The organism is Agrobacterium sp. ST15.16.055, from assembly GCF_027956555.1.
Classification (GTDB): Bacteria; Pseudomonadota; Alphaproteobacteria; order Rhizobiales; family Rhizobiaceae; genus Agrobacterium; species Agrobacterium salinitolerans.
In genome coordinates this window covers 386,128-409,229 of the sequence record NZ_JAQKGN010000002.1, presented here as the reverse complement: position 1 = coordinate 409,229, position 23,102 = coordinate 386,128, and the positions used below count along the sequence as shown (strand labels likewise).

At 59.2% G+C, this 23,102-nt stretch carries 19 protein-coding genes; 7 read left to right on the top strand and 12 right to left on the bottom strand.

Annotated features, from left to right (window positions below; all coding sequences use genetic code 11):
* Positions 1-17 precede the first annotated feature (17 nt).
* From PL599_RS05185 to trxB, 4 genes are all read right to left on the bottom strand, one after another.
* Positions 18-1,130, bottom strand: coding sequence for an alkene reductase (locus tag PL599_RS05185; protein ID WP_077983076.1), 1,113 nt, complete (start codon positions 1,128-1,130; stop codon positions 18-20).
* 122 nt (positions 1,131-1,252) lie between these two features.
* A complete protein-coding gene (locus PL599_RS05180; RefSeq protein WP_137411041.1) occupies positions 1,253-1,543 on the bottom strand; it encodes an ArsR/SmtB family transcription factor in 291 nt (96 codons plus the stop codon).
* A gap of 600 nt (positions 1,544-2,143) precedes the next feature.
* Positions 2,144-3,040 carry a LysR family transcriptional regulator VtlR gene (locus PL599_RS05175; RefSeq protein WP_046798419.1) on the bottom strand — a complete coding sequence of 299 codons (897 nt, stop codon included), beginning with the start codon at positions 3,038-3,040 and terminating at the stop codon, positions 2,144-2,146.
* 24 nt (positions 3,041-3,064) lie between these two features.
* On the bottom strand, positions 3,065-4,039 hold the full coding sequence (trxB, locus tag PL599_RS05170; protein WP_271358929.1) for a thioredoxin-disulfide reductase: 975 nt from the start codon (positions 4,037-4,039) through the stop codon (positions 3,065-3,067).
* A 250-nt stretch (positions 4,040-4,289) separates the two neighbouring features.
* On the opposite strand from trxB, the gene PL599_RS05165 reads away from it, so the two are divergent.
* The gene (locus tag PL599_RS05165; RefSeq protein WP_004430414.1) at positions 4,290-4,757 is read left to right on the top strand and encodes an Lrp/AsnC family transcriptional regulator; all 468 of its coding nucleotides are present in this window, start codon (positions 4,290-4,292) and stop codon (positions 4,755-4,757) included.
* A gap of 33 nt (positions 4,758-4,790) precedes the next feature.
* Here PL599_RS05165 and PL599_RS05160 read toward each other — a convergent pair whose 3' ends face one another.
* Positions 4,791-5,846, bottom strand: a complete 1,056-nt coding sequence (locus PL599_RS05160) for a glycosyltransferase family 4 protein (protein WP_269823756.1) — start codon at positions 5,844-5,846, stop codon at positions 4,791-4,793.
* Between the two features lie 90 nt (positions 5,847-5,936).
* A complete protein-coding gene (gene greA, locus PL599_RS05155) occupies positions 5,937-6,413 on the bottom strand; it encodes a transcription elongation factor GreA (RefSeq protein WP_003522847.1) in 477 nt (158 codons plus the stop codon).
* Between the two features lie 221 nt (positions 6,414-6,634).
* Here greA and PL599_RS05150 point away from each other — a divergent pair, with 221 nt between their 5' ends.
* The 3 genes from PL599_RS05150 to PL599_RS05140 all read left to right on the top strand — a co-directional run bounded on the left by PL599_RS05150 (position 6,635) and on the right by PL599_RS05140 (position 10,605).
* Positions 6,635-7,867 carry a putative DNA modification/repair radical SAM protein gene (locus tag PL599_RS05150; protein ID WP_077983080.1) on the top strand — a complete coding sequence of 411 codons (1,233 nt, stop codon included), beginning with the start codon at positions 6,635-6,637 and terminating at the stop codon, positions 7,865-7,867.
* On the top strand, positions 7,867-9,315 hold the full coding sequence (locus tag PL599_RS05145) for a UdgX family uracil-DNA binding protein (RefSeq protein ID WP_269823777.1): 1,449 nt from the start codon (positions 7,867-7,869) through the stop codon (positions 9,313-9,315). The genes PL599_RS05150 and PL599_RS05145 overlap by 1 nt, the downstream gene beginning before the upstream one ends.
* 150 nt (positions 9,316-9,465) lie before the next feature.
* Positions 9,466-10,605, top strand: a complete 1,140-nt coding sequence (locus PL599_RS05140) for a GGDEF domain-containing protein (RefSeq protein WP_142911715.1) — start codon at positions 9,466-9,468, stop codon at positions 10,603-10,605.
* Between the two features lie 79 nt (positions 10,606-10,684).
* Here the strand turns inward: PL599_RS05140 and PL599_RS05135 are convergent, their stop codons facing one another.
* The 3 genes from PL599_RS05135 to PL599_RS05125 form a co-directional block, all read right to left on the bottom strand.
* Positions 10,685-10,873, bottom strand: coding sequence for a hypothetical protein (locus PL599_RS05135; protein ID WP_269823755.1), 189 nt, complete (start codon positions 10,871-10,873; stop codon positions 10,685-10,687).
* Positions 10,874-11,172: 299 nt separating this feature from the next.
* Positions 11,173-14,661 (bottom strand): carbamoyl-phosphate synthase large subunit, encoded by a 3,489-nt coding sequence (gene carB, locus PL599_RS05130; RefSeq protein WP_269823754.1) that lies wholly within the window; start codon positions 14,659-14,661, stop codon positions 11,173-11,175.
* A gap of 157 nt (positions 14,662-14,818) precedes the next feature.
* Positions 14,819-15,640, bottom strand: coding sequence for a LytTR family DNA-binding domain-containing protein (locus PL599_RS05125; RefSeq protein WP_269823753.1), 822 nt, complete (start codon positions 15,638-15,640; stop codon positions 14,819-14,821).
* A 92-nt stretch (positions 15,641-15,732) separates the two neighbouring features.
* On the opposite strand from PL599_RS05125, the gene PL599_RS05120 reads away from it, so the two are divergent.
* Both PL599_RS05120 and ypfJ read left to right on the top strand, forming a co-directional pair.
* Positions 15,733-16,221 (top strand): DUF2306 domain-containing protein, encoded by a 489-nt coding sequence (locus PL599_RS05120; RefSeq protein WP_269823752.1) that lies wholly within the window; start codon positions 15,733-15,735, stop codon positions 16,219-16,221.
* Positions 16,222-16,318: 97 nt separating this feature from the next.
* Positions 16,319-17,227 carry a KPN_02809 family neutral zinc metallopeptidase gene (gene ypfJ / locus PL599_RS05115; RefSeq protein WP_269823751.1) on the top strand — a complete coding sequence of 303 codons (909 nt, stop codon included), beginning with the start codon at positions 16,319-16,321 and terminating at the stop codon, positions 17,225-17,227.
* 39 nt (positions 17,228-17,266) lie between these two features.
* On the opposite strand, the gene PL599_RS05110 is transcribed toward ypfJ, so the two are convergent.
* Positions 17,267-17,746 (bottom strand): DUF2938 domain-containing protein, encoded by a 480-nt coding sequence (locus tag PL599_RS05110; protein ID WP_269823750.1) that lies wholly within the window; start codon positions 17,744-17,746, stop codon positions 17,267-17,269.
* Positions 17,747-17,868: 122 nt separating this feature from the next.
* Positions 17,869-19,959, bottom strand: a complete 2,091-nt coding sequence (mcpU, locus tag PL599_RS05105; RefSeq protein ID WP_269823749.1) for a methyl-accepting chemotaxis protein McpU — start codon at positions 19,957-19,959, stop codon at positions 17,869-17,871.
* Between the two features lie 329 nt (positions 19,960-20,288).
* Here mcpU and PL599_RS05100 point away from each other — a divergent pair, with 329 nt between their 5' ends.
* Complete coding sequence (locus tag PL599_RS05100; RefSeq protein ID WP_173989814.1) at positions 20,289-21,686, top strand: MATE family efflux transporter; 1,398 nt, start codon at positions 20,289-20,291, stop codon at positions 21,684-21,686.
* Positions 21,687-21,723: 37 nt separating this feature from the next.
* On the opposite strand, the gene carA is transcribed toward PL599_RS05100, so the two are convergent.
* Positions 21,724-22,929 (bottom strand): glutamine-hydrolyzing carbamoyl-phosphate synthase small subunit, encoded by a 1,206-nt coding sequence (gene carA / locus PL599_RS05095; RefSeq protein ID WP_077983104.1) that lies wholly within the window; start codon positions 22,927-22,929, stop codon positions 21,724-21,726.
* Between the last annotated feature and the right edge of the window lie 173 nt (positions 22,930-23,102).

Sequence of the window (23,102 nt, the reverse complement as noted above, 5' to 3'; positions counted from 1 at the left end):
CTTTGTTTTATCCTTTATCAGGCGAGCGCCGGGTAGTCAGTGTAACCCTCGGCCCCGCCGCCATAGAAGGTCGGCTGGTTCGGTTCATTCAAGGGCGCGTTGTCCTTGAAGCGGCGGACCAGATCCGGATTGGCGATGAAGGCCTTGCCGAAGGCGACGGCATCGACCTTGCCGCTCTCCACGGCTTGGATGGCGCTCTCGCGGTCATAACCATTATTGGCAATCCACAAGCCCTTGCCGCCGGCATTGCGATAAGCCGCCTTGAAGGCTGCGTAATCGAAAGGCTTGTCGCCCTGCTTGAAATCGCGCGGGCCGCCGGTTGCGCCTTCAACGACATGGATGAAGGCGAGATTGCGCTTGCCGAGCTGTTCCACCACGTAATTGTAGAGCGGCTGCGGGTCGGCCTCGAAAATATCGTTGGCCGGGGTAACGGGGGAAAGACGGATGCCAGTGCGGCCGGCGCCGATCTCCTCCGCAACCGCATCGACAACTTCCAGCAGGAAGCGGGCGCGGTTTTCAATAGAGCCGCCATAATCATCCGTGCGCTGGTTGGTGCTGGATTTCAGGAACTGCTCGATCAGGTAACCGTTGGCGGCATGGATTTCGACACCATCGAAACCGGCTTCCAGTGCTGCGCGTGCGCCGCTGCGGTAATCCTCGAGAATGAGACCGATATCGTCGATGGTGAGCGCGCGCGGCTCGGAGGTTTCGGCAAAGGCGCCGGTGCCGTCATCATTGATGATATAGGTCTTCGACTTCGCCGGAATGGCGGAAGGAGCAACCGGCTGGCCGCCATGCGGCTGTAGTGAGACGTGGGAAATGCGGCCCACATGCCAGATCTGCGCAACGATCTTGCCGCCGGCAGAATGCACGCCGTCGGTGATCTTCTTCCAGCCGTCGATCGCCTCCCGCTTGTAAAGGCCGGGAACGTCTGCGTAGCCCTGGCCCTGCTGGGAAATCGGCGTGCCTTCGGTGACGATCAGCCCGGCCGTGGCGCGCTGCTCGTAATAGGTAGCGTTGAGATTGTTGGGAATGGCGCCCGGCGAACGGTTGCGGGTGAGGGGAGCCATGACGATACGGTTGGCGAGCACGATATCGCCGGCCTGTGCCGGTTCGAAAAGACTGGTCATGCGACTTCACTTTCTGGTCGGTTGGCGAAATTGCGCGGTGGACGCGCTTTGTTTTTCGGGTGCCGGCGTGAAAACCGCTGCGGTCTCCGGTCCGGCACCCCGGGGCTCAAAGCTTGGGAGGCTCAGAGATTGGCTTGCAGATAATGGCGGAAGGCATCGATGGTTTCTTCGTTCCGCTCGAAAAACACCCATTGCCCAACTTTTTTCGACCGGATGAGGCCGGCTGCCTGCAACACCGCCAGATGCGACGAGACGGTGGATTGCGACAGGCCGCTGATCTGAAACTGGTTGGCGCACACCCCCATGCTGAGCGGATGCTCCTGGCAGAAGTGATTTTCAGGGTTTTTCAGCCATTCCAGGAATTTCAGCCGTGCCGGGTGTGAAAGGGCCTTGAGGACTTCCTCCGGGTTCATCGGTGCTTCTTTAATATCTGACATGACCGATATATATATCGATCATTATCGATATACAAGTCACGTCTCTGTGAACGTTGCGGGGACGAAAAGGCTGTTCCAAAAAAGAAGGCCGCTGGATCTCTCCGCGGCCTGACAAGTTTGAAGGTCAAAAACCTCCAGAGGGGAACAGCTGTCGCGTGCCTTGGGCGAACGTGACAGCCAACTAAGATATGGGTGTGGGAACAATGCAAAACAAGGTTGCATCGTGCGATATTTCGCCAATTCGGAGAAAATTCTTGCGGGTAAAAAAAGAGGGCCGCCGGATGGATCCAGGGCCCTTTAAGTGTGAAGGTCAAAAACCTCCAGAGGGGAACAGCTGATGCGGTGGAACTGGGAGGAAAAGCCACCGTGTGCATCAGCTGAGAGCGATATGGTGCTTTTTTGTGCACGAAACAACTCTTTTTTGTGCAGGTCAGACATGCGCGCCGCGCAGCCCTCGATATTTCCGGTATATTTTATGTGCAAAGCTGAAAAGGGGCGCCTGTACGCCCCTCTTGCTTCTGCCTTTGTAAGGCTTTGAATTTGAAAGATTATTCTTTGACGTCGATTATTTTAACGTCAGAAGTTCCAGTTCCGCGCCTTGGCGACGATGAAGTCGCGGAAAGCCTTCAGCTTTGCAGCGTTTTTCATCTCGTCGGGATAGCAGAAATAGGTATCGAATGACGGAATATCTGCCGCGAGCGACAGCTGGATGAGGCCAGGATCGCGACCGACGATATAATCCGGCAAACAGGCGATACCTATCCCCAGCAGACAGGCCCGCTTGATCGAGGTCTGGCTGTTGATCTGCAGATGTGGAATGCGCGTGTTGTCAGAGGAGCGCCCGGCATTCTCTAGCCAGTTGACGTCGAGCAGGTAGTTTGGCGCCGGTTCACCGAAGGAAATGATGCGGTGATTGTCGAGATCCTCGATCGACTGTGGCTCTCCGTGACGGTTGATATAAGACGGTGCGGCATAGACGTGCATATGCACCGTGAACAGCTTGCGCTGAATGAGGTCCGACTGCTGCGGCTGGCGCAGGCGGATGGCACAATCGGCGTGGCGCATGTTCACATCCAGCTCCTCATTGTCGAGGATGAGCTGGATCGACATTTCCGGGTAGAGCTGCAGGAACTCCTGTACCTTGTCCGTTAGCCAGCCCTGGCCGAGACCGACGGTTGTCGTCACGCGCAGCTTGCCGCTCGGCTTTTCCGTCGTTTCGGTGAGTTGCATCTTCACCGTTTCGAGCTTCAGCAGCACGTCATGAGCGGTGCGATACAGCAGCTCGCCCTGTTCGGTGAGGATGAGGCCGCGAGCGTGGCGATGGAACAGCTTGACGCCGACATCCTGCTCCAGCGCGCTGACCTGACGGCTGATGGCCGACTGGGACAAATGCAGCTTGTCGGCAGCATGGGTGAAAGACCCAGCTTCGGCTGCGGCATGGAAAATGCGCAGTTTATCCCAGTCCAATGGCATTGCCATGCCTATCCTGCCTTTCGGTTATTCCGCTGCGACCGCGAGCGGTTGTTGCGCGGTGAGATAACGTTCCGCTTCCAGCGCCGCCATGCAGCCCATGCCGGCGGCGGTGATCGCCTGGCGGTAAATGTCGTCAGTGACGTCACCGGCTGCAAAAATGCCTTCCACGTCGGTAGCGGTGGAATCGGGGGCGGTCCACATGTAGCCGTTGTCTTTCAGCTTCACCTTGCCCTTGAACAGCTCGACTGCCGGCGCATGGCCGATGGCGACGAAGACACCGTCGATGGGGAATTCGCTGATCGCGCCGGTCTTGGTATCACGCAGCTTCACGCCGGAGACAGAAGGCGGCATGGGCGGCTTGGCCGGTGCGCCGGTGATTTCGGCGATTTCCGTGTTCCAGAGGATCTTGACGTTTTCCTTGGCGAACAGGCGCTCCTGCAGAATTTTTTCCGAGCGGAAGCTGTCGCGGCGGTGCACCACTGTCACGGATTTGGCGATATGGGCGAGATAGAGCGCTTCTTCCACGGCGGAATTACCGCCGCCGACCACGATCACGTCCTTGTTGCGATAGAAGAAACCGTCGCAGGTAGCGCAGGCGGAAACACCGAAGCCCTGAAATCGCTGTTCGCTTTCGATGCCGAGCCACTTGGCCTTGGCGCCGGTGGCGATGATCAGCGTATCGGCCGTCCAGACCTGACCGGAATCGGTCTTGACCACGAAAGGCCGTACGGTGGTGTCAACTTCGGTGACGAGGTCGCTGACGATTTCCGCCCCCACATGCGTCGCCTGCTTCAGCATCTGGTCCATCAGCCATGGGCCTTGGATCGGATCGGCGAAACCCGGATAGTTTTCCACGTCCGTGGTGATCATCAATTGCCCGCCCTGTTCCATGCCGGCAATCAGCACGGGTTTCAGCATGGCGCGGGCCGCGTAGATCGCTGCCGTATAGCCGGCGGGACCAGAGCCTATGATCAATACCTTCGTATGGCGGGCAGACATGGAAATATTCCTTCTCAATAACGGGGTCTTCGCTCGAGGGCCTTCCAGCCGCAGGACGGCGGACGGGCCGCAACCCCTTCGTTGCCCGGTATTTAAGGTTGTCTAGTGTCTTTATTCAAGGGCAGCCTTGCGTTACCAACAAGGCAGTTGTGGATGCGCGCGCAATTTTGTGACCGGGCGGTGGCATAATGTTGCGAATCCCGCGCCGAATAGTACAAGGAAGTTCTACAGCTTAACGAGGTACTCCTCCGTGACCAGCGTCGAACTCGATGCCATCGATCTGAAAATCCTGCGCGAATTGCAGCGCGACGGGCGCATGACCAATGTGGAGCTGGCCGAAAGGGTCGGTATATCCGCGCCGCCATGCCTCAGGCGCGTCCGCAAGCTGGAAGAGGCGGGTGTGATCGAGGGCTATCACGCCATGTTGAACGCGCCGAAGCTCGGTTTCGATCTCGTCGCCTTCTGCATGATCGGTCTCAAACGCCAGTCGGACAGCAATCTGAAGGCTTTTGCGGCGGCAACCGCTGGCTGGTCGCTGGTGCGGCAGGCGTGGATGGTGTCGGGCGAAAGCGACTTTCTGCTGCATTGCGTGGCCAAAAACCTGACGGAATTTCAGGATTTCGTCATCGAGGTTCTGACGGCGGACGAAAATGTCGATACGGTGCGCACCATGCTCACCATCCGTCAGGTGAAGCGCGTCGGTCTGGTGGAAATCTGATCGGCCGGCTTTTCGTCGACTTCGGAGGGGGCATTACCCCCGCCGCAACGCCTCGTAGACTTCGCCGAGACTTGTCGCTTCTTTTTCCAGCGGAAAAGTGCTGCGCACGTGCGCAAGTCCGGCACTTGCGTGGGCTTTGGCCAGAGCAGGATCGGCGAGATAGATCTTTATCGCATCTCTCAGCGCGACATAGTTACCCGCATCGACAACCGCCCCGGTCTCGCCCCTGACGATCATTTCCTCATAAGCGCCGGCGTTGCTGGCGACAACGGCCGTCTCCGAGGCCATGGCTTCGAGCGGTGTTAAGCCGAAGCCTTCGTTGCGGGACGGGGCGACATAAAGCGTCAGCCGCCGGTACCAGGGCTTGATGTCGTCAACTTCTCCCTGAAAGACGATTCGGTCGGAAAGGCCGGCTGCGGCGACATCGGCCTTGAGCGCATCGCCAAAGGCCTTGTGTTCCGCCGTCACGCGGCCAGAAACGACGGCGGTCCATTGCGGGTAATGGGGCAGAAGCTCGATCATGGCGCGCACGAAGAGATCGGTGCCCTTCTGGTGGCGCACCCGCCCGAAACAGCCGATCAGATATTCCCCCGGCAGGCCGGTTGCCGCGATCGTGTCTTCCGGGCCGGTGGCGGGGTGGAACAGCTCGGTATCGACGCCATGCATGACGACGCGGTGGGGCACTTCCAGGAACGAGCCGGAGCGCGCGTTGGTCGCAACCACGGCGTCCATCTTCGAAATCAGAAAGCGTGTATAGGCGGAATGCCGTCTCTGCGCTGCCGAGGTGAACAGAAGCTTCACCTTCATGCGCAGCACGTCACGCATGAGAAGACCCGGCAACATTTCAAGATTTCGCCGGGCATGCCAGATGCGCGGGCCGCCCTGCGGACCGTCCTGCCAGAGCCGCCACAGATCACGAAAGCGCACATGCGGCAGATGCGGCGGCAGGCCGGGGCCGATGACGGCGACCTGCTGTCCCAGCCGATTCTGCACCGGTATCAGCTGAACGATGGTTGAGGTGACGCCGGAGAGCCTGCGTTTGAAGTTCGGCGCAAGCACCTGCACATCTTTCAGACTGACGTGGGACAAGATGGGCTTCCGTCTTTGCGGCTAATTTTGGGGATTGAAGACTTCAAGAAAAGCAATGCGCCCGCATGGGGCGCATTGCATGTGGGGGCGTCACCCCCACTGAACCGCGAGAATCTCGTAGCCCTTGGCGCCGCCCGGAGCGTTAACTTCAATGCTGTCGCCGACTTCCTTGCCGATGAGCGCGCGGGCGATGGGCGAGGAGATGGAGATGCGGCCGGCCTTCACATCGGCTTCCTGATCGCCGACGATCTGATAGGTCTTTTCCTCATCGCTATCCTCGTCGACCAGCTTGACGGTGGCGCCGAACTTGATCTTCGAACCCGACATCTTGGAGAGATCGATGACTTCCGCGCGCGCGGTCAGGTCTTCGAGTTCGGTGATGCGGCCTTCATTGTGGCTCTGTGCTTCCTTGGCAGCATGGTACTCGGCGTTTTCCGAAAGGTCGCCATGGGCGCGCGCTTCCGCAATCGCCTCGATGATACGGGGGCGTTCCTCCTGCTGGCGCCAGCGCAGCTCCTCCTGAAGCTTGACGAATCCACCCTGAGTCATCGGTACTTTTTCTACCATTTTTTTATCCTTCGCATTCCGGTCGCTATACTTGCAGACACAAAAAGAAACAGGTTCCGGAGAGGAACTCCGGAACCATGCCAAAATCAAAACTGAGCCGACTATATCAGAAGACGGCAGCGAAATGCCAGCAAATTTGAGGTGCGCATATTTCCTTTCATAATTAATGCCTTAACCTGTTTCATTGACATTCGTCGTCAGAACATATAGTGAACATACCTATGAAGAAGTCGATCAAGCAACGGCTGGCCATTCTCTCCGACGCGGCAAAATACGATGCATCCTGCGCATCGAGCGGCACGACCAAGCGAAACTCTGCAGCATCAGGCGGTCTGGGCTCCACGGAGGGGTCGGGCATTTGCCACGCTTATGCTCCCGATGGACGCTGCATTTCGCTCTTGAAGATTCTGCTCACCAACTTCTGCATCTATGATTGTGCCTATTGCATCAACCGGTCGTCAAGCAATGTGGAGCGGGCGCGTTTCACGCCGGAAGAGGTGGTGTGGCTGACGCTCGAGTTTTATCGGCGCAACTATATTGAAGGGCTCTTCCTATCGTCGGGCATCATCCGGTCGTCGGATCATACGATGGAAGAGATGGTGCGGGTTGCACGCGAGCTGCGCGTTACGCATGGTTTTCGAGGCTATATCCATCTGAAGTCGATTCCGGAGGCGTCGCCCAGGCTCATCGAGGAGGCGGGGCTTTACGCGGATCGTCTCTCGATCAATATCGAATTGCCGACCGATAGCGGCATTGGTCGTTTCGCGCCGGAAAAGCAGCCCGCCAATATTCGCCGCTCCATGGCCGATATCCGCCTGAAGATTGAGGAGGCGGGGGAGCCGACCGTCAGGACGAAAAAGACCAAGCGCTTTGCGCCGGCCGGGCAGAGCACGCAGATGATCGTGGGGGCGGATGGCGCTGACGATAACACCATTCTCTCCACCAGTGCCCGGCTTTATGGCAGCTACGGTTTACGGCGCGTCTATTATTCGGCCTTCAGCCCCATTCCGGATTCGTCGAAAAACCTGCCGCTGATCAAACCGCCGCTGATGCGGGAGCACCGGCTTTATCAGGCGGATTGGCTTTACCGCTTTTACGGCTTCGACATTGGCGAGATAACGGCGACCGGGGGTGACGGCATGCTCGATCTCGATATCGACCCGAAACTGGCCTGGGCGCTGAAACATCGCGACCGTTTCCCGGTGGACGTCAATGCGGCGGATCGGGAAATGCTGCTGCGGGTGCCCGGTTTCGGCACCAAGACGGTGGCCTCCGTTCTCTCGTCACGGCGGTTCCGGCGGCTGCGGCTGGAGGATATTGCGCGTTTCGGCGTTTCCCTGAAAAAGGTGAAGGCTTTTATCGTCGCAGAGGGCTGGACGCCGGGCAAGCTGACCGAGCGGCCGGACTTGCGGGCGATGTTTGCACCGCAGCCCGAACAATTGTCGCTGTTGTGATGTACTGTCCGGTGCTGGAAGGGCGGGGCGATTTCGGCGAGTGGCGCGATGCCGCGCGTGCGGCCCTTGCCGCCGATATTCGACCGGAGACGATTGACTGGCGGTTGCAGGATTACGGGGCAGGGCTGCTGGATTTCGCCGGTGAGCCATTACCGACGGTCGATGCCGGCAATGGGCAGGTTTCCGTTCCGGCTTCGTTTTTGGCGCTGGCGCAGGCCGTCATCTGCCATGGCGATCCCGGCCGGTTTGCGCTGCTTTATCGTTTGTTGTGGCGGCTGAAGCGGGATCGCGCCCTGTTGCAGTTCAAGTCCGATCCGGATGTTGCAGAGGCCCGTTTGCTCGAGAAATCGGTGCGTCGGGATTGTCACAAGATGACGGCCTTCGTCCGTTTCAAGGAGTTGTGCTTGCCGCAGGGGCAGGGCGGGCGACGGCGGTTCGTGGCCTGGTTCGAGCCGGATCATTTCATCGTCGAGCGAACGGCAGCGTTTTTCCAGCGACGGTTTACCGATATGGACTGGCTGATCGCCACGCCGAAAGGGTCCGCCCGATGGGATGGAAGCGAGCTGCAAACCTCTCGGAAGGCGGCGGCGAAGCCTGATCTGACGGACGAGACGGATGAACTCTGGCGAACCTATTATGCCAATATATTCAATCCGGCCCGCTTGAAGATTAAGGCCATGACGGCGGAGATGCCAAAGAAATACTGGAAGAACCTGCCGGAAGCCGATCTCATTCCCGACCTCATTCTCGGTGCGGAGGCGCGGGTACTGGAAATGGCCGCCAGAACGGCGAGCCAGCCGCAGCCCTTTCATCATCGCCTGCAGGCTGCGGCCGCTGCACGGGAGATGCCGCAACTGGCGCCAGACGGCACGCTTGCGTCGCTGGCGCGGGAGGCTGGCCACTGTACCCGCTGTCCCCTGCATTGCAGCGCCACGCAAACGGTTTTCGGTTCCGGGCTGGAGGATGCGGAAATCATGATCGTTGGCGAACAGCCGGGCGATCGTGAAGATCTCGCCGGAAAGCCTTTTGTCGGCCCGGCTGGCCAGCTTTTCGACCGGACTCTTGCCGATGTCGGTATTGAGCGCAAAAAGCTCTACGTCACCAATGCCGTCAAACACTTCAAATATGAAACGCGCGGCAAACGACGCATCCATCAACGGCCGAATGCAGGCGAGGTGGAGCAATGCCGCTGGTGGCTCAATCAGGAAATCGCGCTCGTCCGGCCGAAACTGATCGTTGCCATGGGCGCAACTGCGCTTTATGCGCTGACCGGCGGCAAAGAAAGGCTCTCGGAGATCAGGGGTCGTCCTATACCGATGGAGGAGGGCCGAACGCTTTTTGTCACCGTGCACCCCTCCTATCTCCTGCGCCTTGCTGGTGGGCGGGCGAAAGAGGCGGAAATGACGCGGTTCGTTGAGGATATGAAGTTTATTAGAATATTCGAATAGATTTCGATTTGTATATCGGAGATTTATTGAAAACTTGAGCCATAACTCCCGTAATATCGTTTAACGATTGGTTTTTCGTTATTTTTATTGAAATTTTATAATTGATATTGTATTTGGTTGTTTTAAATTTATTCACCGTATGGACAAATAATGTTGGGTGAGCTCGACCTCGCGACAGTAATACTGATGCAAAAATGTTCTTACATCGTTGGTCTGTTAAGCTTTATCTATCTCAAAATGAGTAGCCGCGGTCTACCGGGCCCCATTCCTCTTGCTGCGGGTTTTGCGGCGATGACGGTTGGTTCGACGCTTGCCGGCTATGGCGAATGGAAAATATTGTCGCCGATCGTTTGGGAGCTTGGCAGCGTTTTGTTCGGTATTGCCGGATATGCGCTGATCTGGCTGGGTCTGAAGACATTGAGCGATGGACGTTTCGTCAATCGCAAAACCATCCTTTTCACCTGTCTTATTGCAGTGCTGGCGATTGGCGTTGCGTTGCAGGTGGCCGGCAACAACGCGTTTCGCGCGGCGCTTTTTAATGGCTGCGCGGCTCTGGCCTATCTTGGCGGGGCGGGCGTGCTTTTTGCCCGGTGGCGGAAAGAGCCGCTTCTTTCGCGGCTGGCGCTTGGTGCGATTACCGGCGTCTCCGGCCTGATATCGCTTGCGGTGATGAAAAGCGTGCTTTTCCCCGCTTATGCCAGCATCAACCTAGTCAATGCGTTCTTCTTCATTATCATGCTGAACTTCGCCATCTCGCTCTTCGTGATGATGCTGGTGGCGGAGCGATCCGAGCGGAAATTGCTGGTTCTGGCGAATACCGATCCGCTGACGGGCGTCAAGAACCGGCGTTTCTTCTTTCAGACGATGCCTGCCGTCCCCGATCCCAACGATGCGGCCATGCTGCTTGATATTGATCACTTCAAGTCGATCAACGACCGCTTCGGCCATGCCGTCGGCGACAGTGTGCTACAGGAAGTGGCAAGGCGCATCGGCGGCAGCATCCGTGGCGGAGACGTGCTGGCGCGTTATGGCGGCGAGGAATTCATCATCTTCCTGCCGGGCGCCGGTGTGGACAAGGCCTGCATGATCGGCGAACGCATTCGTAACGCGGTTGCGATAAATGAGGTCGATTGCGGCGGTCTGCGTGTCGGGGTGACCATCAGCATCGGCGTTGCCGCCACCGGCGACATGCGCTGCGATCTCCAGACGCTCGCAGAAAAGGCAGATCGTGCGCTTTACCGGGCAAAGACCGAAGGGCGGAATTGCGTTCGCGAGGCGCTGGCGGCGTAGGCGGGGCTGCGGGCCGGCGATCTTTCCGCAGGACCGCCTCGCATCTTTGTGTCTTGTAGCGTCGTTGTCACCCTGCGGTCTAAAAGGGCGGCTTGTCTGCTTCATCCGCCGTGGCGCGGCGGGACAGGGCCTCTTTCAGAAGAACCTCGATCTGGGCATTGACGCTGCGCAGTTCGCCGCTCGCGGTGTGCCGGATAATGTTCAATATTGCGGGTTCGATCCGCAACGGAAAAGCCACCCGCTCCGGTCCCGGTGGACGTCCAGCCATGATCAGGTCCTCAAGGCGGTGTTTTGGCCCATCAGGGCCAGGTGTTCCCATCGCTGGGTCCCTGTGGCGGGGCGCTTCGGCATCTTCATGGAGCGTTTGACCTCAGCTTTGGCAACGGCGCGGCGAATGGCTGCGGGCGATCCGTCATTGCGCAATAGGGACCTCATGGGCCTCGTTCGAACTGATGTTTTGATACCGGCAATGAATTGCAGCAGGATTACGCAATGCAAAACGCCGCGGGCATGGTGACCTGCGGCGCTTTGTTTTCATTCAGCGTTGGAACCTGCGGTTCCCGCAGCTTACTGGAAGTAGCTCTGCAGCGGCTTCACTTCCAGATTGCCGGCCTTCAGCGCCTGGATGGCAAGCGCTGCTGCTTCCGCACCCGCCATCGTCGTGTAGTAAGGCACCTTCTGCATCAGCGTCGCGCGGCGCAAGGACTTCGAGTCCGAAATCGCCTTGTTGCTGTCGGTGGTGTTGATGACGAGCTGGACCTGACGGTTGCGGATGGCGTCTTCGATATGCGGACGACCTTCCTGCACCTTGTTGATCTTTTCGGCGTTGATGCCCTTTTCGGCGAGGAAACGCTGGGTGCCGCCGGTGGCCAGCACCTTGAAGCCGCTTTCCACGAGAATGCGGATGGCCGGCAGAACGCCTTCCTTGTCCTCGTCACGCACCGAGACGAAGACCGCGCCGGATCGGGGCAGGTCGACGCCGGCGCCGAGCTGGCTCTTGGCGAAGGCGAGCGCGAAATCCGTGTCGAGGCCGATGACTTCACCGGTCGAGCGCATTTCCGGTCCGAGCAGAATGTCGACGCCGGGGAAGCGCGCGAAGGGGAAGACAGCTTCCTTGACGGCGATGTGCTTGAGGTTGCGCGGATCGGGCTTCTGGCCATAGGCGGCAATCGCCGGATCGAGCTTCTCGCCGGCCATGACGCGGGCGGCGATCTTGGCGATCGGCGCGCCGATGGTCTTGGCCACGAAAGGCACGGTGCGCGAGGCGCGCGGATTGACTTCGAGAACGTAGATCGTGCCGTCCTTGATGGCGTATTGCACGTTCATCAGGCCGCCGACATTGAGAGCCTTGGCGAGCGCCGTCGTCTGACGCTCCAGCTCGTCGACGATTTCCTTCGACAGCGAACGGACCGGCAGCGAGCAGGCCGAGTCGCCCGAATGGATGCCGGCTTCTTCGATGTGCTCCATGATGCCCGAGACGAAGACGCTTTCGCCGTCGCACAGCGCATCGACGTCCACTTCCACGGCGTTGGTCAGGTAGCTGTCGAACAGCAGCGGGTTCTTGCCGAGCAGGGTGTTGATCTGGCCGGTTTTGTCGTTGGGGTAACGCTGCTTGATGTCCTCTGGTACGAGGCCCGGAACTGTGTCGAGCAGATAGGTCTGGAGCTGGCCTTCCGAATGGATGATCTGCATGGCGCGGCCACCCAGAACGTAGGACGGGCGAACCACCAGCGGGAAGCCGATTTCCGAAGCGACGAGGCGGGCCTGCTCGACCGAATAGGCGATGCCGTTGTTCGGCTGGGCAAGATCGAGCTTCATCAAGAGCTTCTGGAAGCGGTCGCGGTCTTCGGCAAGGTCGATCATGTCAGGCGCGGTGCCGAGGATCGGGATACCGTTCTTCTCCAGCGCTTCGGCGAGCTTCAGCGGCGTCTGGCCGCCGAACTGCACGATAACGCCGACGAGTTCGCCCTTCTCCTGTTCCGCGCGCATGATCTCGATCACGTCTTCGGCCGTCAGCGGCTCGAAATAGAGACGGTCGGAGGTGTCGTAGTCGGTGGAAACGGTTTCCGGGTTGCAGTTGATCATGATCGCTTCAAAGCCGGCATCCTTCAGCGCGAAGGCGGCATGGCAGCAGCAGTAGTCGAACTCGATGCCCTGGCCGATACGGTTCGGCCCACCGCCGAGGATGACGACCTTCTTACGGTCGGAGACCTGCGCTTCCGAGCGGGCTGCGCCGACGAAGGGAATTTCATAGGTCGAATACATGTAAGCGGTCGGCGACGCGAATTCGGCCGCACAGGTGTCGATACGCTTGAAGACCGGGCGGACGTTCAGGCTGTTGCGCAGCTCGGCCACTTCCTTCGGGCGCTTGGAGGTCAGGCTGGCGAGGCGGGCATCGGAGAAGCCCATGGCTTTCAACATGCGCAGGTTTTCGGCATCCTGCGGCAGGCCGTGCTCGCGGATGCGGGCTTCCGTATCCACGATGGCCTTGAACTGGGCGATAAACCACGGGTCGATCTTGGAGTTTTCGTGGACTTCCTCTTCGGTCATGCCCATGCGCAGCGCCTGGGCGACCATGCGCAGGCGGTCTGGCGTCGGTGTGCCGATAGCGGCGCGGATCGCGTTCTTGGAGCCTTCGCCCTCTTCGTAACCGGGGATTTCGATTTCATCGAGACCGGTGAGGCCGGTTTCGAGGCCACGCAGCGCTTTCTGCAGCGATTCCGCAAAGGTGCGGCCGATGGCCATGACTTCACCGACGGACTTCATGGCCGTGGTGAGGATCGGCGATGCGCCCGGGAACTTTTCGAAGGCGAAACGCGGGATCTTGGTGACGACGTAATCGATCGACGGTTCGAACGATGCCGGGGTCGCGCCGCCGGTAATGTCGTTTTCGAGTTCGTCCAGCGTATAGCCGATGGCGAGTTTGGCGGCGATCTTGGCAATCGGGAAGCCGGTTGCCTTCGATGCGAGAGCGGAAGAGCGCGAAACGCGCGGGTTCATTTCGATGACGACGAGGCGGCCATCCTTCGGATTGACGGCGAACTGCACGTTCGAGCCGCCGGTTTCGACGCCGATCTCGCGCAGCACCGCAATCGAGGCGTTGCGCATGATCTGGTATTCCTTGTCGGTCAAGGTCAGCGCCGGTGCAACGGTGATCGAGTCACCCGTGTGGACACCCATCGGATCGATGTTTTCGATGGAGCAGATGATGATGCAATTGTCCGCCTTGTCGCGGACCACTTCCATCTCATATTCCTTCCAGCCGAGCACCGATTCTTCGACCAGAACTTCCGTCGTCGGCGAGGCGTCGAGACCGCCCGAGACGATATCGAAGAATTCCGAGCGGTTATAAGCAATGCCGCCGCCGGTGCCGCCGAGCGTGAAGGACGGGCGGATGATGGCAGGCAGGCCGACATGGTCGATGGCCTGGGCGGCAATCGCCATAGCATGGGCCATATAACGCTGCTTGCGGTCGGTTTCGCCGAGGTTCCACTGGTTTTCCAGATCGTCCAGCGCCTTGTCGAGTTCCGGGCCGGAAAGCTTGCCCTTCAGTTCGGTGCGGGCCGCTTCATGCTTCTTGCGGTCGGCGTCCTTGATTTCAGTGGCGTTTGCCAGCATGGACTTCGGCGTTTCGAGGCCGATGCGGGCCATGGCCTCGCGGAAGAGCGCGCGATCTTCCGCCATGTCGATGGCTTCGGGCTTCGCGCCGATCATTTCGACGTTGTAGCGATCGAGAACGCCCATGCGCTTGAGAGAAAGCGCGGTGTTGAGCGCCGTCTGGCCGCCCATCGTCGGCAGAAGCGCGTCCGGACGCTCCTTGGCGATGATCTTGGCGACGACTTCAGGGGTGATCGGCTCGACATAGGTTGCGTCGGCAAGGCCCGGATCGGTCATGATCGTGGCCGGGTTGGAGTTGACCAGAATGACCCGGTAACCTTCTTCCTTAAGCGCCTTGCAGGCCTGCGTGCCGGAATAGTCGAATTCACATGCCTGACCGATGACGATCGGGCCTGCGCCAATGATGAGGATGGACTTGATATCTTGGCGCTTCGGCATGGCTCTCTCGTTCCGCTTTTTGGTTGCGCAAAACACCGGCCAGGGTGGAAGATCACCGGCCGGGGAGCGCAATTCAAATGTTTTCAGGCTAGAAGCGGCTTATAGGCAAATGTTTTTGAGAACGGAACCCCATAAATTCCGGAATCGACAGAAACTCTTAACGGGCAGGGGCATGTGCGGTGAAACGGGCCTGGACCGCTGCACTATAGGAGCGGCTGACGGGGATTTCCGTACCGTCTTTCGTGATCACGTGCAGGCGACCGGCTCGTTTGCGCAGCAAGGTAACGTCGGCATCGGCAATCCAGTGCGACCGGTGCACCTGCAAGCCTTCCGTATGGCCTATTTCCTTCAGCGCGTCGGAGAGACGCAGCAGAACGAGATGACGCCCGCGCGTGGTGACGATTTCAGTATAGTGGTCCTGCACTGACAGTCGCAGCAATTCGCCGCGCTTTTGCGGCGGCAGGCGCTCCAGCAGCGGCGCGGTGCTTTTCACCTCGCATCCGGTGTTTTTGCCTGTGCCCATTATGGCGATTGGCGCTGTTGCAAGCGGCTGGCTGGCGGTGAGATAGCTCAGCAGGCAGAAGATGGCGCAAAGAGGCAGGGATGACAGGCTGCTTTGTAGAAATGGGCCGAAACCCATTTCCGTGCCCGAAAAGATCCGGTTGGTGATGGTAAGCAGGAGCCCTATCGGCAGGGCGGCCGTCAGCGAGCCGATCATCATGCGCGCCAGCATATTCCTGATATTATCGGCGAAGACGCGGTTGGCGACGATGGAAAAGGATATGGCAAGTATCCAGGCGCCGGCCTGTACGATTGTCCAGTAAAGTAGTCGCTCGGCGAAGCTCATGGTTTCGCTCGTGCCGAAAGGCCCGGTCACGATGAAGATCGCCAGCACCGCGAGAAATGTCAGCCATAGCCTGGACGATTGCAGGATGGCGTGCATTTCACGAAGCGTGGACTGCAGATACGGGTGATCCACGAAGTTTTCCTGCGGTTGGCGTCAATCCGTTTTTCCTGAGCGCATGTTTTGCCGAAATTGCCGGTGATTTCAACCGAGCCGAAACAGCGCCCATGTCACTTCAGCCATTGTTAGACGCACCGCTTGCCGTGCAATTCCATGTCGCCACTGTCGTTCCTGCGGCCATTCTCGGCGCCTTCATTTTCCTGCGTCCCAAGGGCGACGCCGTTCACCGGCTGCTCGGCAAGATCTGGGTGATGCTGATGGTGACGACTTCCATTTCAACCTTCTTCATCCATGAGCTGAAGATGTTTTATGGTTTCAGCCCCATCCACCTGCTCTCCGCCTTCACCCTTTATGGATGTCTGCAATCGGTCCATTTTGCGCGCCGCGGCGATATCGCCCGTCACATGCGGATCATGCAGAGCGTTTATCTCGGCGGCATCGTGATTGCCGGAGGCTTCACCTTCGTTCCGGGACGCATCATGCACGAGGTTGCTTTTGGTGATGGCAGAGCCGGATTTGTGGCGCTTTTGGCTGGCGCTGTCCTGTTTACCTTCCTGTTTGTGATCGTGCTGAAACAAAGACGCAGGACTGCGTGAGAGACTCCGTTTGCCGCCTCTGCTTTCTTCCGGAACAAGATGTATTATAGTGCCGTTATAAGGCAGCTTGTTGAGGCGGAACCGCCGGGAGAAGAGCATGGAATGGAGAGGGCGCCGCCAGTCGGACAATATCGAGGACCGGCGCGGTATGTCGGCGGGATCGGGCGATCCTTTTTCCCGTGGCGGGATGCGCGTGCCAATCGGGCGTCGCGGCGGCGGTATAGGGATTGGCGGTCTTCTCGTCATTCTGCTCATCAGCTGGGTGCTTGGGATCAACCCGCTGACGCTGCTGACCGGCGGCGATTTGTCGATGGATGGCGGCGGCACGACGCAACAGCAGTCCGGCACGCGTCCGCAGGGCCAGTCGTCCGACGAGACGACCGCCTTCGTACGCACCGTGCTGGCGGAGACCGAGGATACCTGGAGCGGTATCTTCCAGTCTGCCGGTGAAACCTATCAAAAACCGACACTGGTGCTGTTCTCCGGCCAGGTGTCTTCCGCCTGCGGCAATGCTTCCGCTGCCAGCGGCCCGTTTTATTGCCCTGGTGACCGCAAGGTCTATCTCGATACTAACTTCTTTAAGGAACTGGATCAGCGTTTCGGAGCCGCCGGCGATTTCGCGCAGGCTTATGTGATTGCACATGAGGTGGGCCACCACATCCAGAACCTGACCGGCGTCCTGCCGGAGTTCAATCGCCGCCGCCAGTCGATGAGCCAGGTGGATGCCAACAAGATGTCGGTGCGTGTCGAGCTTCAGGCGGATTGTTATGCCGGCATCTGGGGCAAGTTCACCGAGCAGAAGGGCATTCTCGAGGCCGGCGATCTTGAGGAAGCGTTGAACGCGGCTCACCAGATCGGTGACGATACGCTGCAAAAGCAGACACAGGGTTATGTCGTGCCTGACAGCTTCAACCACGGTACCTCCGCGCAGCGCATGGAGTGGTTCAAGCGCGGTTTCCAGAGCGGCCGTGTCGAGGACTGCGATACGTTCTCGGCGAATATCTGAGAATCAACAGGAGAGGGGGCTTTTCAGCCTCCTTTTCATTTAGCGCATCAAAAGCGCCACGGCATACATGCCGAGGGCGAAAACCGTATGGGCCACAAGGTTGAGGAAGCGGACCTTGTTCGGGTTGGGGGTCTTCGATGCCGCCCAGCCAATACCGAGTCCCGGCTGCAACAGGAACCAGCCCGCGCCGACCGTTATGATGCCGACGACCCACGGCGCAATGAAGGAAGGATTGGCAAACCACGCGGCCGGGACCACCAGAGCAAGAACGATGCCATAAAGAATGCCGACGGCGTAATGCGAAATCCAACCGAGCGCCAGTTCGTGCTCATAGGGTTCAGCCGTGGCGATGCTGTCGTGAAATATCCGGCCCTTCGGCACATGCCAGAACCAGCGGCCGACCGGCGCCCAGTTCGGCGCGGACTGGCCGAAGAACCGGTGCAGCACGATTGCCCATATATCCATAAACACGGTGCCGCCAATGCCCATGGCAATGCCGCGCCAAATCAGTTCTAGCATGAATCCCTCCGCATGATCATGATCGATCAAGCTCTAGCGGATCGCGCCGGTGGCGGAAACCGGCTATTGCCGGGGCGGACAAGAAAATGGCCGGATCGCTCCGGCCATTTTCTTTTTTGCCATCACGCAGCCCGCCCATATTCCGCTTGGCGCTGGCTTGCCGTAGCAAGCTGGAACTGCGCGAGCAACTCGTTCAGCGCCGCCGCTTCCGAGGCAAGGCCGTGGCTCGCAGCCGTCTGCTCCTCGACCATGGCGGCGTTCTGCTGCGTACCCTGATCGATGGTGTTGATGGCTGTGTTGATTTCCTGAAGGCCGGTCGACTGTTCGCGCGATGAGGTCACGATAGCGTCGATGTGGCGATTGATCTCCTGCACTTCGCGGACGATGGTTTCCAGCGCCTTGCCGGCATTGCCGACGAGATCGACGCCGGACTGCACCTGCGATGTCGAGGCGTTGATCAGCGTCTTGATCTCCTTTGCCGCATTGGCCGAGCGCTGGGCAAGCTCGCGCACTTCCTGGGCGACGACGGCAAAACCCTTGCCGGCCTCACCGGCACGGGCGGCCTCTACACCGGCGTTGAGCGCGAGCAGGTTCGTCTGGAAGGCAATTTCGTCGATCACGCCGATGATGTTGCTGATCTCGGACGATGATTTTTCGATGCCTTCCATCGCGCGCACGGCATCTTCGACAATGACGCCGGACTGTTCGGCATTGCTGCGGGCGCGGTCGACCAGACGGCCGACTTCTTCGGCACGGCGGGCGGAATCCTTGACGGTGGTGGTGATTTCCTCAAGCGCCGCCGCAGTCTCTTCCACGGACGCCGCCTGCTGTTCGGTGCGCCGTGCGAGATCGTCGGCGGACTGGCGGATTTCGCCGGCGCCGGCGTCGATGGCGCGGGCGTTCTGGCCGACGGTGCTGAGCGCTGCGTTCAGCTTGGCAACGGAATTGTTGAAGTCGTTGCGCAGGCGATCGATGCGGGAGACGAAAGGCGTATCGATGCGATAGTTGAGATCACCGTCGGAAAGATGCGCCAGACCTTTGGCAAGCGAGTCGACCGCGAACTGGATGTCCGCCGCGTCTTTTGCCGCCAGTCTCTCGCGGTCGCTGCGCTCCTGTTCGGAAAGCGTGCGGTTCTGCTCGGCGTCGTCTTCGAGGCGCAGGCGTTCCATGGCGTTCGAGCGGAACACGGCAACGGCTGCGGCCATCGAGCCGATCTGGTCGGTGCGTTCCTGACCGGGAATGGCGACATCGAGATTGCCGGCGGCAAGCCCTTCCATGGCCGACGTCATCTGCGTGACGGGGCGGACGATGAAGCGGGAAAGGACGGTTGCGAGAAGTCCGATCATGATCGTGGCTGCGAGGATCGTGGCGATGGTTGCCGCCAGCCGGAACTGGCCGATTGCGCTGTAGGCGACGTCGGAATCGACGACGAAACCGAGATACCAGTCGACCGAAGGCAGGCCGGCTACGGGAATGAAGCTGGTGATCTTGCCCTTGCCGTCGATCTCGGTCTTTGAAATCGCGGAGGAAATCGCCGGCGTGTCGACCTTGAAGAGATCGGCCAGCGGCTTGTCGACGAATTTTGGGTCGGGATGGATGAGAATCTTGCCGTCCTTGCTAACGAGGAAGGCGTATCCATCCGTGCCGGCATCCACCGACTTGATCATCTTCACCAGCGAATCCAGCGAGAAGTCACTGCCTGTCACACCAGCAAGCTTGCCGTCGATGGAAACGGGAATGGCGGCGGTGATGATGAGGCCGCCGGTGGAGGCGTCGTTGTAGGGTTCGGTCAGAACCGTCTTGCCGGCTTTCACGGCATCCAGATACCACGGACGCTTTCGCGGATCGTAGCCTTCCGGCAGCGGTGTCTTCGGGAAGGTTGTGAAGGTGCCTGTCTCGGCATTGCCGAAATAGGTCGACATGAACTGTGCCGTCAGCACGTCGTTTTCCAGAAACCGCAGCTTCGCGTCGTCCTCCGGGAGCTTGGCCAAGGTCGCTGCCACCGTTTCCGTCAGCATGATGCGGCCATTCAGCCAGTTGGCGATGCTTTGCGCAGCCTGCTTGCCGGAGGAATCGATGTTTTCCGCGACTGCTTCGGTCGTAACCCGATGCTGTAGGCTGTCGATGTAATAGGAAAAGCCTGCAAAGGCTGCGACGACGAGAGATGACGCGGCAACAAGAATGCGCGTCATGAGATTTGTTTTCTTCGGCAAGCTACAGATCCTTGAAGCCGGATGTACCGTCGAGGTCATCTTCAACATTGATGGGGGAAACATGCCTCAAAGGCGGGAATATTCTGCGTCATGCAGCTTATGATTTTAAAGAACTATCCGATGTTCTAATAAATAGAGGCGAATGGTAAAATTGGACTAAATTTGTCTTTCGTCAGGGCGCAATACGGTCGGATTTCGCCTGGCTGCCGATCTGCGTAATTTTTAACCATGCACTGCTGCCGGTTGCATGCAGGCAGCGATTATTTTATTCATCCCTGTGCTGCCGTTGCGCAATTCGCGGGCAACGGCCAAAGTTCAGGTGAATTACAATGTCTTCGTCGGTTGTTGCAGGAACCGTTCCTTCCGGATCGGGGTCGTGGTTTTCGCATTTTAAGGCTACGCTTGCGCTCGGAATTCCGCTCATCGGTGCGCAGCTCGCACAGCTTGGCATCCATACAACGGATATGGTCATCGTCGGCCAGCTTGGAGCCGAGAAGCTGGCGGCCATGGTGTTGGCCGGGCAGTTCTTTTTCGTCGTCTTCATTTTCGGCTCCGGCTTTTCCGTCGCCGTCGTGCCGATGGTAGCGCAGGCTTACGGGCAGGGCGATGCAACGTCCGCGCGCCGATCGCTGCGCATGGGCATGTGGGTGGCGATCGCCTATTGGCTGCTGGCTCTCCCGATCTTCATGAATGCCGAGCGCATTTTGCTCGCGCTTGGGCAAAACCCTGACGTGGCCGCATTGACAGGTCATTATCTTGCCATCGCCAAATTCGGCCTGCTACCGGCATTGCTGTTTTATGTGCTGCGCGGGCTTGTCAGCGCTATCGGCCGAGCTGGCGTCATTCTTTATGTAACCATCATCATGCTCGTCATGAATGGTATATTGGCTTACGCGCTCGTGTTCGGCCATTTCGGCCTGCCGGCCATGGGCATGAATGGCGCGGCCGTCGTTGCCGTCATCGTCAACGCTTTCAGCTTCATCTTCATCGTCGCTTATGTGCAGACGCGTGACGAAACGAAGAAATACGAGCTCTTCGTGCGCTTCTGGCGACCGGATTGGCATGCGCTTTTCGAAGTGCTGCGTCTTGGACTGCCGATCAGCATCACCATTCTTGCCGAAGTGACGCTGTTTGCTGCAGCCTCCATTTTGATGGGGCAGATCGGCACCGTGCAGCTTGCGGCGCATGGTATTGCCCTGCAGCTTGCCTCCATCGCCTTCATGATTCCGCTCGGTCTTTCCCAGGCGGCGACGGTTCGCGTGGGCGTGGCGCGGGGGCAGGGGGATTTCAAGAACCTCATCCGCGCCTCGATCATGATTTATGCCATTGCCTGCGGCATCGCCATTTGCGGCGGCATCCTGTTTGCGGCCGTGCCGGAATTCCTGGCGAAATGGTTCCTGGATGCGAAATTGCCCGAGGCGGCGGAAGTGCTTGCCTATGCCAGCAGTCTGGTGGTGATTGCCGGCATCTTCCAGCTGGTGGATGGTATTCAGGCGGTCACGGCGGGCCTGCTGCGCGGGTTGAAGGATGCACGCATACCGGCGATGCTGGCACTGATTTCCTATTGGCCGATCGGCCTGGCGCTTGCCTGGACCATGGCCTTTCCGCTCGGTTTCGGCGGACGCGGCGTCTGGTTCGGCTTCGTGATCGGTCTTTCGACGGCTGCCGTTCTTCTCACCATCCGCTTCGTGTTGCTTGTGAAGCGTGAAATGAAAACGGCCCGCTGAGAAGCGGGCCGTATGTAACTTCCGGGTTGGAAAAGTATCAGCGCTCGGCGAGCGCTGCCTCACCCTTCTTTTCACGCAGCAGGTTGACGAAGCGGCGGAAGAGATAGTGGCTGTCCTGCGGGCCCGGCGATGCTTCCGGATGGTGCTGGACGGAGAAGACCGGCTTGCCGGTGATGCGCAGGCCGCAATTGGTGCCATCGAACAGCGAGATATGGGTTTCCTCGACGCCCTCGGGCAGCGACTTGGTATCGACCGCAAAGCCGTGGTTCATCGAAACGATTTCAACCTTGCCGGTCGTGAAGTCCTTCACCGGGTGGTTCGCGCCGTGATGGCCCTGATGCATCTTCTCGGTCTTTGCGCCCACGGCAAGACCGAGCATCTGGTGACCGAGGCAAATGCCGAAGATCGGCAGGTCGGTCTTGATGAGGTTCTGGATGACGGGAACGGCATATTCGCCCGTCGCAGCCGGGTCTCCCGGACCGTTGGAGAGGAACACGCCATCCGGCTTCAGCGCCATGATGTCTTCCGCAGACGTCTGCGCCGGAACGACCGTAACCTTGCAGTCCAAACCGGCAAAGAGGCGCAGGATGTTGCGCTTGACGCCGAAATCGACACAGACGACGTGGTACTTCGCATCGGCTTCGCCGAGCGTGCCGTAACCCTTGTTCCATACCCATGGCGTTTCCGTCCAGGTGGAGGACTGGCCGGATGTCGCTTCGATCGCGAGATCGAGGCCGACGAGACCGCTCCATGCCTTGGCTTCCGCCTTCAGCGCCTCGATGTCGAAAACGCCGTTCGGATCATGGGCGATGACCGCGTTCGGCGCACCGTTTTCGCGGATCCAGGCCGTCAGCGCGCGGGTGTCGATGCCGCAGAGGCCGATAACGCCGCGGGCCTTCAGCCAGGCATCCAGATGCTTGACGGCGCGGAAATTCGAAGGGTCGGTGATATCGGCCTTGAAGATGACGCCGACGGCGCCGCGGCGGGCGGCGGGTGTGAGGTCTTCAATGTCTTCGTCATTGGCCCCCACATTGCCGATATGCGGGAAGGTGAAGGTAACGATCTGGCCAAGATAGGAAGGGTCGGTGAGGATTTCCTCGTAACCCGTCAGCGCCGTATTGAAGCAGACCTCGGCCTGAACCTTGCCGGTTGCGCCGATGCCCGTTCCTTCAATCACCGTGCCATCGGCAAGAACAAGCATTGCGGTCGGTTTGCGGGTAGTCCAGGGCGCTGTCTCGGTCATCTCGTTCCGTTTCTGCCGCTTCGCACCCCGCCTCTTGAAAGGCAGGGGGTAAGGGGCCATTTTTGTCGCAGGCTTCGTGACATAAAGGGGCGCGCGATAAAGCTCGCGTTCCGACCCTTCGTTAAAATCTCGTGCAGGTGCCGGAAAATAACGAAAGCAGCCCAAGCGGTCAA